We start from the raw sequence: 268 nt of genomic DNA, 5'->3' as shown, positions 1-268 counted from the left end.
CCAAAACAAAGTTTCTCTCCAGTGTCTCCAAATATTAGCTGCACGGTCTAAATAGACTTGTTTACCCGTTAGTATATACAAACGCACCAAACTACTTCCAAATGCTGCTGCTTCATTGATTGGCATTTCTACACCGTCAAGAAAAAAAGGGCTGTTATCAGGAAATTTATAAAAACCTCGACCCTCTTGGACTTCAACCCATTCACTGTCATGAGACCGTACCACAGCTTCTGCCGTACTAATAATTTTGCCGACGAGATCATCATAA

General features: G+C 40.7%; 1 protein-coding gene. It reads right to left on the bottom strand.

Annotated elements, in window-relative coordinates:
- The coding region (locus tag A3751_RS23400; protein ID WP_231876832.1) for a hypothetical protein at positions 1–225 on the bottom strand (225 nt) is incomplete at its 3' end.
- Positions 226–268 lie beyond the last annotated feature (43 nt).

The sequence above is a fragment of the Oleiphilus sp. HI0080 genome, from assembly GCF_001635135.1.
The sequence above is the reverse complement of the archived record's forward strand: the minus strand, read 5'-3'. Positions and strand labels throughout refer to the sequence as shown.